10 protein-coding genes are annotated in these 10,829 nt (G+C 32.0%); all 10 read left to right on the plus strand.

Annotated features, from left to right (window positions below; all coding sequences use genetic code 11):
- On the plus strand, positions 1-535 hold a 535-nt coding region (locus tag ACMUOV_RS06495), incomplete at its 5' end, for a 2-oxoacid:acceptor oxidoreductase family protein (protein WP_413854293.1).
- A 3-nt stretch (positions 536-538) separates the two neighbouring features.
- A complete protein-coding gene (locus ACMUOV_RS06500; RefSeq protein WP_413854294.1) occupies positions 539-1,024 on the plus strand; it encodes an N-acetyltransferase in 486 nt (161 codons plus the stop codon).
- Positions 1,025-1,143: 119 nt separating this feature from the next.
- Positions 1,144-1,431 (plus strand): co-chaperone GroES, encoded by a 288-nt coding sequence (gene groES, locus ACMUOV_RS06505; protein ID WP_413854295.1) that lies wholly within the window; start codon positions 1,144-1,146, stop codon positions 1,429-1,431.
- A 132-nt stretch (positions 1,432-1,563) separates the two neighbouring features.
- Complete coding sequence (gene groL / locus ACMUOV_RS06510; protein ID WP_413854296.1) at positions 1,564-3,198, plus strand: chaperonin GroEL; 1,635 nt, start codon at positions 1,564-1,566, stop codon at positions 3,196-3,198.
- A 196-nt stretch (positions 3,199-3,394) separates the two neighbouring features.
- A complete protein-coding gene (locus tag ACMUOV_RS06515; RefSeq protein WP_413854297.1) occupies positions 3,395-4,261 on the plus strand; it encodes a bifunctional riboflavin kinase/FAD synthetase in 867 nt (288 codons plus the stop codon).
- 230 nt (positions 4,262-4,491) lie between these two features.
- A complete protein-coding gene (gene rfbA / locus ACMUOV_RS06520; protein ID WP_413854298.1) occupies positions 4,492-5,364 on the plus strand; it encodes a glucose-1-phosphate thymidylyltransferase RfbA in 873 nt (290 codons plus the stop codon).
- Between the two features lie 3 nt (positions 5,365-5,367).
- The gene (gene miaB, locus ACMUOV_RS06525) at positions 5,368-6,627 is read left to right on the plus strand and encodes a tRNA (N6-isopentenyl adenosine(37)-C2)-methylthiotransferase MiaB (RefSeq protein ID WP_413854299.1); all 1,260 of its coding nucleotides are present in this window, start codon (positions 5,368-5,370) and stop codon (positions 6,625-6,627) included.
- Positions 6,624-7,175, plus strand: coding sequence for a lytic transglycosylase domain-containing protein (locus ACMUOV_RS06530; protein WP_413854300.1), 552 nt, complete (start codon positions 6,624-6,626; stop codon positions 7,173-7,175). The genes miaB and ACMUOV_RS06530 overlap by 4 nt, the downstream gene beginning before the upstream one ends.
- Before the next feature lie 135 nt (positions 7,176-7,310).
- Positions 7,311-9,887, plus strand: a complete 2,577-nt coding sequence (mutS, locus tag ACMUOV_RS06535) for a DNA mismatch repair protein MutS (RefSeq protein ID WP_413854301.1) — start codon at positions 7,311-7,313, stop codon at positions 9,885-9,887.
- Between the two features lie 2 nt (positions 9,888-9,889).
- On the plus strand, positions 9,890-10,829 hold a 940-nt coding region (gene mutL / locus ACMUOV_RS06540), incomplete at its 3' end, for a DNA mismatch repair endonuclease MutL (protein ID WP_413854302.1).

The raw sequence follows: 10,829 nt of genomic DNA on the forward strand, positions 1-10,829 counted from the left end.
AATTTACGAAGAAATAATTTCAGCAGGTTTTGGCGGACAAGGTGTTTTACTTGCAGGAACTCTTCTTGCACAGTCGGCATTGGAACAGGATTTAAAAACAACATGGTTTCCTTCTTACGGTGCGGAAATGAGGGGAGGAACGGCAAATTCTACGGTTATAATTTCCGATGAGGAAATAGGTTCTCCAGTAGCATTTGCACCTTCTGCTTTAATAGCATTAAATAAACCTTCGTTGGATAAGTTTTTACCGAGAATGAAAGAAGATGCCGTTATTATTGCAAATTCATCTTTGATAAATGAAGCAGATTATAACGATAAAAGAATAACATTTATTCCCATAACCGAAATTGCAGATAAACAGGTTGGCAATATAAGAACCGCAAATATGGTTGCCGTCGGTGCTTTGGTAAAAAGAATACAAGCTCCGAGTTTGGACCATGTAAAAAAAGCATTGGAAACGGCATTTGCGGCAAAACCTAAAGTTATTCCGTTAAATGTTAAAGCCGTTGATGCGGGATATAATTGGACAAAGTAAACAATGAAAATCAGACCGGCAAAAGTTCAGGATGTAAAACAAATACACAAAATTGTAGAGTTCTATGCCGACAACAAAGAAATGTTGCATAGGTCGTTGAACTCTATTTATGAAAATATACAGGAATATGTCGTTGCCGAGCATAATAAAAAAATTATAGCTTGCGGTGCATTGCATGTAAGTTGGGACGACCTTGCCGAGGTAAAAGCATTGGCGGTTGAAAAAAAATATGCAAGAAAAGGCATCGGCAGAAAAATTGTTACCACATTGGAAAAAAATGCCGTCGAACTCGGTATATTTACAACTTTTGCATTAAGTTTTAAACCGGAGTTTTTCAAAAAACTCGGATATGAAATTATTTCAAAAGAAGTTCTTCCTCAAAAAATTTGGAGTGAATGTATAAATTGTCATTTATTCCCGGATTGCGGTGAAATACCGTTAATAAAAGATTTAACAATTCATAAAAAAAACAAAAAGAAAAAATCTTAAAAAAAGGACTTGACAAATTTTTTTAGCTATGTTATAATTAGCACTGTTATTTAAAGAGTGCTAAAATAATTTTGGTTTTAAGAAGTAAAAAATATATTAAAATTTAGGAGGAGAAGAAGATGAAAATCAGACCATTAGGTGACAGAATTTTAGTAAAAACGGAAGAACCTAAGGAAAAGAAAATCGGCGGGATAATAATTCCCGATACGGTTAAAGAAAAACCTCAGGAAGGAACGGTTGTTGCAGCAGGTAAGGGTAAAATTGACCAAAACGGAAAAATAATTCCTATGGATGTTAAAGTAGGTGATAAAGTATTATACGGAAAATATTCCGGTTCCGAAGTAAAAATAGATAACGAAGCTTATTTGATAATGTCACAAGAAGATGTTTTGGGAATTTTGGAATAAATAAAAAGCAGGTTATAAGCTGATAAGGTTATAGGGTTATCATTTAAAATGACAAAGAAATTTAAAAAGTAACTCATAACCTCATAAACTATAAACCAAAATCGCAAAGCGATTTTAAAAGGAGATATAAAAATGGCTAAACAATTAGTTTATACGGATGAAGCAAGAAAAGCTATGAAAGCAGGTGTAGATAAACTTGCAAATGCAGTAAAAGTAACATTGGGCCCTAAAGGCAGATATGTAGTATTGGATAAAAAATTCGGTTCACCGACGGTAACAAACGACGGTGTAACAATTGCAAAAGAAATTGAACTTGAAGATCCTTTTGAAAATATGGGTGCACAACTTGTAAAAGAAGTTGCATCAAAAACAAATGATATAGCAGGTGACGGAACAACAACTGCAACCGTTCTTGCACAGACAATGATTTCGGAAGGTTTAAGAAACATTACCGCAGGTGCAAATGCAAACCACATTAAAATCGGTATTGATAAAGCTGTTAATGCAGTAATCGGTGAAATAAAAAAAGTTTCAAAAAAAGTAAGCAGCAAAGAAGAAATTGCACAAATTGCATCAATTTCGGCAAACGATAAAGAAATAGGTGATTTGATTGCCGATGCAATGGACAAAGTAGGTAAAGATGGTGTAATTACCGTTGAGGAAGGAAAATCTGCCGATACAACATTAGATGTTGTTGAAGGTATGCAATTTGACAGAGGATATACATCACCTTATTTTGTTACCGATGCAGAAAGAATGGAAGGTGTTTTGGAAAATCCTTATATAATAATTACCGATAAGAAAATTTCTTCAATGCAGGAAATTCTTCCTTTGCTTGAAAAAGTAGTTCAAACCGGTAAAGGTTTTATAATAATTGCGGAAGATATTGAAGGTGAAGCACTTGCAACTTTGGTAGTTAACAAAATAAGAGGGACATTAAAAGTTATTGCTGTTAAAGCTCCGGGTTTCGGTGACAGAAGAAAAGAAATGTTGCAGGATATTGCAATTCTTACCGGCGGAACGGTAATTTCCGAAGAAACAGGTTTAAAACTTGATGCTGCTACTCTTGATATGCTCGGACAGGCAAAAAGAGTTGTTGTAGATAAAGAAAATACGACAATCGTTTCCGGCTCGGGTAAAAAACAGGAAATAGACCAAAGAATTGCACAAATAAGAAAACAAATCGAAGAAACAAAATCCGATTATGATAAAGAAAAATTACAGGAAAGGTTGGCAAAATTGGTAGGTGGTGTTGCAGTTATAAATGTAGGTGCGGCAACGGAAGCCGAAATGAAAGCAAAGAAATTTAAAGTTGAAGATGCAATGAATGCAACAAGAGCAGGTGTTGAAGAAGGTATGGTAGCCGGCGGCGGAGTTGCATTACTTAAAGCACAAGCTGTTCTTGACGGTTTAAAAGGTGCAGACAGTGACGAACAAACAGGTATCAATATAGTTAAAAAATCTTTGGAAGGTCCTATCAGACAAATAATTGAAAATGCCGGTATAGAGGCATCCGTTATAGTTGATAAAATTAAAAATAAAAAAGATGCTTCTTACGGATACAATGCGGATAACGATGAATTTGTTGATATGATAAAAGCAGGTATTGTTGATCCTGCAAAAGTTACAAGAACAGCATTACAAAATGCAGCTTCAATAGCAGGGCTTGTTCTTACAACCGAAGCACTTGTAACCGATAAACCCGAAAAGAAAGACGGACCGGCAATGCCTCCGATGGGCGGAGCTGGAATGCCTCCGATGTATTAATATGCTGAAGAGCAAAATTTTATAACAAAAACGGCAGAGGTTAAAACATAACCTTTGCCGTTTTTATTTAGTTTGTTTGTCGTTAAACTCTCAGCTCTCAGCTTCTCAGCTGTCGTTATCATTCAATAACCTAAAAAATTTGCGGAGCAAATTTTTTAATGGTATAATAACAAGATATTATTTAACGGGATAAGAAATGATAAAAGCTGTTGTTACATTAGGAACTTTTGACGGTTTTCATATAGGGCATTCTGCCGTTATAAAAAAAACAATAGAAATATCCGAAAAATATAATCTTAAAAGTATTGTTATAGTTATAGAAAAACCTTTAAAAAAAATAGAAGGTTTAATTACATTACCGGAAGAAAAATTACAAATATTATCTTCATATCCGATAGATGAAATTTTATTGATACAACCGAATAAATCGTTAGCGAATATGTCTGCCGATGATTTTTTAAAAAATGTAATATGCAAGCAATTAAATGCTCAACATCTTGTTGTAGGTTACGATTCGTGTTTCGGTAAACAAAGACAAGGTAATATTAAATGGCTTAAAAAAAACATTAAAAAATATGATATTGATTTAACCGTTATTAAACCCGTAAAAGTTTCAGGTAAAATAGTATCTTCAACAAAAATCAGAAATTTAATTTTAAACAATAAAATAGAACAGGCAAATTTAATGCTTGGAAGAAGTTTTGAAATTACAGGGGAGCATGTTTCCGGTAACAGAATAGGAAGAACAATAAATTTTCCTACCGTAAATGTTGCCGTTGATGAAAATAAAATTTTACCGAAAGGTGTTTTTGTATGTTCTTTAATTGATAAAAATAAAATTTTTAAAGGTGTTTTAAATATAGGAACAAATCCGACGATAAAAAAAATAAAACATAAATTATCATTGGAAGTTCATCTGTTGGATTTTAATAAAAATAAAAAATTTAAAACAGTTAAAATTTTAGTTCATAAGTTTTTAAGAAAAGAAAAAAAATTTAAAAATTTGGATGAATTGAAAAAACAAATTACGAAAGACATAAAAATTTGCAAAGCAAATTTTTGAGGTATATAGGGCTGGAGGTATGGAAGGATAGAAGTAGATGAATAACAACGAAATGGCACGACAAAATGCAAAGTTGTCATTACGGACTTGATCCGCAATCTATAGATATAAAAGTTTCTCTTTGTTGTTATTTCGAGCGATAGCGAGAAATCTGTAGTTTTCGTTTCCATACATCTATACATCTATACATCAATACATTAAAAATCGCAAAGCGATTTTTAGGGGGTATAATGAAAACAAAAGGAATTATTCTTGCAGGCGGGAAAGCCACAAGGTTATATCCGTTAACACATGTAATATCAAAACAATTACTTCCGGTTTATAATAAACCGATGATTTATTATCCCATGTCAACATTAATGCTTGCAGGCATTAAAGATATTTTAATTATATCAACACGGGAAACATTACCTTTGTTGGAAAATTTATTTAAAACCGGTGAAAGATTAGGTTTAAACATTTCATATAAATTGCAGGAAAAGCCCAACGGACTTGCCGAAGCTTTTATAATAGGTGAGGATTTTATAGGTGACGATAATGCAGCACTTGTTTTGGGTGATAATATTTTTTACGGACACGGACTTCCGAATATTTTACAAAATGCCGTAAAAAGAAAGCAGGGTGCAACGGTATTTGCATATTATGTGGATGACCCTCAAAGGTATGGAATAGTAACATTAAATTCAAAAAAAGTTCCTGTTTCCATAGACGAAAAACCTAAAAATCCGAAATCAAATTGGGCTGTTACCGGTTTATATTTTTATGATAACAATGTCGTTAAATATGCAAAAAAAATTAAACCGTCAAAACGAGGCGAACTTGAAATTACCGATATAAACAATATTTATCTTAAAAATAAAAATTTATCCGTAGAACTTTTCGGCAGAGGTTTTGCATGGCTTGATGCCGGGACATATAATTCGTTACTTGATTCATCTCTGTTTATAAGAACTATAGAAGAAAGGCAAGGTATAATGGTAAGCTGTTTGGAAGAAATAGCTTACAGAAAAGGTTTTATAGATAAAAAAATGTTGCTTAAAAATGCAAAAATGTTTAATAATACTTATGCAAATTATTTAATAAAAGTAGCTAACGAGAAATAAAATATGAATTTTTTTATAGAGACAATCGGCTGCCAAATGAATGTTAACGACTCCGAAAAAATAGCTTTGTTTCTTTTGGAACACGGTTGTTGTTCGGTTGATAATATTGAACAGGCCGATATCGTTATATTAAATACATGTTCGGTCAGGTTTTCGGCAGAACATAAAGCATATTCCTTTTTGGGAAGAGTAAAAGAATACAAACAACAAAACCCCGATATGATAGTTGCCGTTGTAGGATGTATGGCTCAATATGCCTATAAAGAAATTAAGCAAAGGTTTGATTTTGTAAATTTTGTTTTGGGTGCAAAACATATTGATGAATTTTCAAAATATATAAGCAAGTATATCGATATAAGCAGTTCTTCCGATATAACAATTCAAAATAAAGAAAATCAATTTTTTAAATTCGTAACGATAATGAGGGGTTGCCAAAATTTTTGTTCTTATTGTATAGTGCCGTATGTTCGCGGACCTGAGATAAGTTTGGATTTTGAAGATATCATAAACGAAATAAATAACCTTGTTCAAAACGGCGTAAAAGAAGTTACACTACTCGGGCAAAATGTAAATTCGTATAAAAACAAAGAAGTTAATTTTACGAATTTATTGCAAAAAATATCTGCGGAAACCGATATTGAAAATATTCGTTTTATGACGAATCATCCGAAGGATTTATCGGATGATTTGATTGATGAAATTTCAAACAATTCAAAAATTTGTAAACATATTCATTTACCGTTACAATCCGGTTCGGATAATATTTTAAAAAATATGAACAGAAAATATACTTATGACCATTACCGGAATTTGGTTGATAAAATAAGAAATAAAATTCCCGATATAAATATTACGACGGATATTATAGTCGGTTTTCCCGGTGAGACCGATAATGATTTTGATAAAACTTTTCAAGCGATAAAACAAATAAAATTCGGAGGAATATTCGGTTTTAAATATTCGCCGAGACCGAAAACCTTGGCTTATAAATTGCAAGATGATGTAAGCGAAACCGTAAAAAAACAACGGCTTGCAATATTGCTTGAAGAATCAAATAAAATATCAAAACAATTAAATGGAAATTATATAGGTAAAACCGCAGATATTTTGGTTGAAAATTTTAGTAATGATACGGCAGACGGAAGAAACAGCCAAAATATAAAAATATTTTTTAAATATTCAAAAAATATCGTCGGACAAAAAGTAAAAGTTAAAATTACAAAAGCATTGGCAAACAGTATGACCGGTGAAATTATCGTATGAAAAAAATTTTAATTTTAATATTATTTGTTTTGGTTGCATCGGGTTGTTTTTATTTCGGACATTATTTCATCCAGGCAAAAAAATATTATGATATTATAAATAAATATTGCTCTATGTATACCGTTGAACCTTCGTTGATACAGGCAATAATAAAAGTTGAGTCAAATTTTAATGTTAATGCAAAGTCAAAAAAAGGTGCAACGGGATTAATGCAAATTATGCCTTCAACGGCCAAAGAAATAGCTTCCGTTTTTAAAATTGAAAATTTTGATGCCGAAAAATTATATGACCAAGAAACGAATATAATGTTCGGAACATATTATTGTTATTATTTGTTGAATATTTTTGATAATAATTTGAATTTGGCACTTGCCGCATATAATGCCGGGCTTGGTAATGTGCAACAATGGAAACAATCAAACAATAAAATAGAATATGATGCCGAACATATACCGTTTAAAGAAACAAAAAAGTTTGTAAGAAAAATAAAATTTTCTTATTTTATTTTTAAAACAATAGAAAAAATGCAAAGCATTTTTAATGTGTAATTTACGATAATAGATTACAAGGTGATAGGGTTATTGGATTATAAGTCATTTTTTAATTGTTGTTTGCAACCTATAACCTTATAACCCAATAAACTTATAAACCAAATTTGCTTTGCAAATTTTAAAGGTATTAAAATGGAAAAAAACGAAAATACATTAACTCCTTTAATGCGGCAATATTTTGATATAAAACAAAATTATCCTGGAATAATTTTATTTTTTAGGTTGGGCGATTTTTATGAAATGTTTGCCGATGATGCAAAAGAAGCCGCTCCTATATTGGAAGTAGTGCTTACAAAAAGGCAAACATTACCTATGTGCGGTGTTCCGTATCATTCCGTTAATAATTATATTCGTAAACTGATAAAAGCAGGTAAAAAAGTTGCAATTTGCGAACAGCTTGAAGAACCGGGTTTAACAAAGACAATCGTAAAAAGAGGTGTAACAAAAGTAATAACTCCGGGAACTTTATTGGAAGACAATTTATTGGAATCGAAATTAAACAATTTTTTGATGTCGGCAGTTTTGGATAAAAATAATTCGGTTGCAATTGCCGTAGCGGATATTTCCACCGGAGATTTTTTTACATATAAAACAAAAATATCCGATATTGAAGACGAAATAATAAAATATAAGCCGGGTGAAATTTTAATTTCCCAAAAAGATTTATCCGATGAAAAGTTAAAAAATGTTTTTGATAAATTTAATATAACGGCAACCGTTTTAAAAGATGTCGATTTTGACTGTGCATATTGTGAAAAAACAATAAAACAAATTTTAAATGTTTCAGGACTTAATCATTTTAATATTGCAAATATACCGGCCGTAATATCTGCCGTAGGGTCAATATTTATTTATATTCGTGACAATCAACCGCAATCTTTACCTTTGCTTAAAAACATAAGGTATATTCAAACAAGTGATTTTATGTTGCTTGACAGTGTTGCAATTAAAAACTTGGAACTTTTCAGGTTAACATCATCGCTTAAACAGGACGGTTCGTTGCTTTCCGTTTTGGATTCGACCGTTACCCCGATGGGAACAAGACTTATAAAAGATTTTTTAATAAAACCTTTACTTGATATACAGCAAATAAAATACAGACAAAATAAAACCGAATTTTTTGTTAAAAACGAACAACTGCGAACATTGTTTAGAGAACAATTAAAATCCGTTTACGATATTGAAAGAATTGTTGCAAGAATTGTAAGCGGAACTGCAAATCCGAAAGAATTACTTGCATTAAAAGAGTCGTTAAATAATATAATTTTAATAACGGTTAAATTGCAGCAATATAATTATTTTGAAAAAGAATTAAATCTTGATACCGTAAAAAATATAGCCGAAAAGATTGAACGGCAAATTAATCCCGAAACACCTTTGTTCGTTAAAGACGGCAATGTTATTAAACAGTCGGTATCCGAAGAGCTTGACGGGTTAAGAGCGCTAAGTAAAGATGCAAAAAAATATATTTTAGAGCTTGAACTTAAAGAAAAAAGGGCAACCGGAATAAATAATTTGAAAATAGGTTTTACAAATGTTTTCGGTTATTACATAGATGTTACAAAATCAAATATATCACTTGTTCCCAAGCATTACGTCCGTAAACAAACATTAACAAACTCGGAAAGATATATAACGCAGGAATTAAAGATTCTTGAAGAAAAAATAATTTCCGCCAACGATAAAATTGTAAAGCTTGAAACGGAACTTTTTGCACGGCTTAAACAGGATATTGCCTTATATGCTAACGAACTTCTTGGCTTTTCAAAAATTATAGGCGAACTTGATGTTTATTTGGCTTATGCACATAATGCCGTTGAATACGGTTATGTTCGTCCTTCGGTAAACGATACAAAAGATTTAATTTTAAAAGATGCACGTCATCCTGTTATTGAGCGTATTTTGGAGCATGGCAATTTTGTAACAAACGATATTGAACTAAACGACAATTCAAAAAGAATAATGATTTTAACAGGTCCAAATATGTCGGGCAAATCAACTTATTTAAGACAGGTTGCACTTATTGTTATTATGGCACAAATGGGCAGTTTTGTTCCGTGTTCGGCTGCAACAATAGGGATAGTCGATAAAATTTTTACAAGGATAGGTGCTGGTGATAATTTGGTTGCCGGTGAATCCACTTTTATGGTTGAAATGACCGAAACCGCAAACATTTTAAACCAATATACCGACAGAAGTTTGATAATTCTTGATGAAGTGGGAAGGGGAACTTCCACTTATGACGGAATGTCTATCGCATGGGCAATAATAGAATTTTTTTCCGATTTGGCAAATCCGTTAAATAAAGGTGCAAAAGTTTTATTTGCAACGCATTATTTTGAGTTGACATCTCTTGCCGATAACCAAAAAGGAATAATAAACTGCACGGTTTCGGTAAAAGAATGGAACGGAACGGTTGTGTTTTTACATAAAATTATTGACGGTTTTACCGATAAATCTTACGGAGTTCATGTTGCAAAACTTGCCGGGCTTCCGCATAAAGTTATAAAAAGGGCACATCAAATATTGCAGGGTTTGGAAAAAAATATACATAAAAATTTTTCAAAATTCGAAAACGATATTCAACCGGATTTGTTTACTTCAATTGAGCCGGAAATTTTGATAGAATTAAAAAAACTTGATATTGATAATTTAAAACCGATAGAGGCCTTAAAAATATTATCCGACTGGAAGGAAAAATATAAATAATTATGACAATAAAAATTTTAGATGACAATACGATAAATAAAATAGCCGCAGGTGAGGTTGTTGAAAGACCGTTAAATGTAGTTAAGGAATTACTTGAAAATTCTTTGGATGCCGGTGCAAAAAATATTATTGTTGAAATAGAAAAAGCCGGTAAAAAAACAATCCGTATTACCGATGACGGTTGCGGTATGGATAAAGATGATATTCTTCTTTGTGTTTGCCGTCATGCAACAAGTAAAATATCACAATTTGATGATTTGTCAAATGTTTCTACCTTAGGTTTCAGAGGTGAAGCGCTTGCTTCAATAGCTGCCGTTTCAATGCTTGATATAAAAACACAAGTTAAAAATTCCGCTTCCGGTTGGCAGTATTATATGGAAGGCGGCAGACAAGCCGAAATTAAGCCGTGGGCAGGTTCCGGCGGAACAATAGTTGAAGTTAAAAATTTATTTTTCAATACTCCGGTTAGAGAAAAATTTTTAAAAAGCGATACTACCGAAAAAGCAAAAATTATAAGTTGTATAGATGAAATTGCACTTGTCAGAAACGATGTTAAGTTCAAAATAATTTCCGACGGAAAAACAATAGCCGACTATAATATAACGGATTCAAAAATAAAAAGAATTGAAGCCGTTTTGGGAAAAGATTTGGCAGGTAAATTAAAACATATAACGGTATCTCATCCGAATATTAACATAGAAACTTTTATTACGTCAAGGCAGAATGCGCTTGCCCAAAAAAATATGCAATATTTATTTGTCAACGGAAGGTGCGTAAATTATCCTCGTTGGCTTATGCATGCAATAAATCAAGCGCAAAAGCAAGCAATTCCAGTCGGCAAATATATAGGTATCGTAATATATTTGAATACCGAGCAGGAAAATATTGATATAAATATTCATCCTACAAAAAGAGAAATTAAGTTTGCTTATGAAAATCAAA

The sequence above is a fragment of the Candidatus Ruminimicrobium bovinum genome (genome assembly GCF_902760015.1).
Classification (GTDB): Bacteria; Elusimicrobiota; Endomicrobiia; order Endomicrobiales; family Endomicrobiaceae; genus Ruminimicrobium; species Ruminimicrobium bovinum.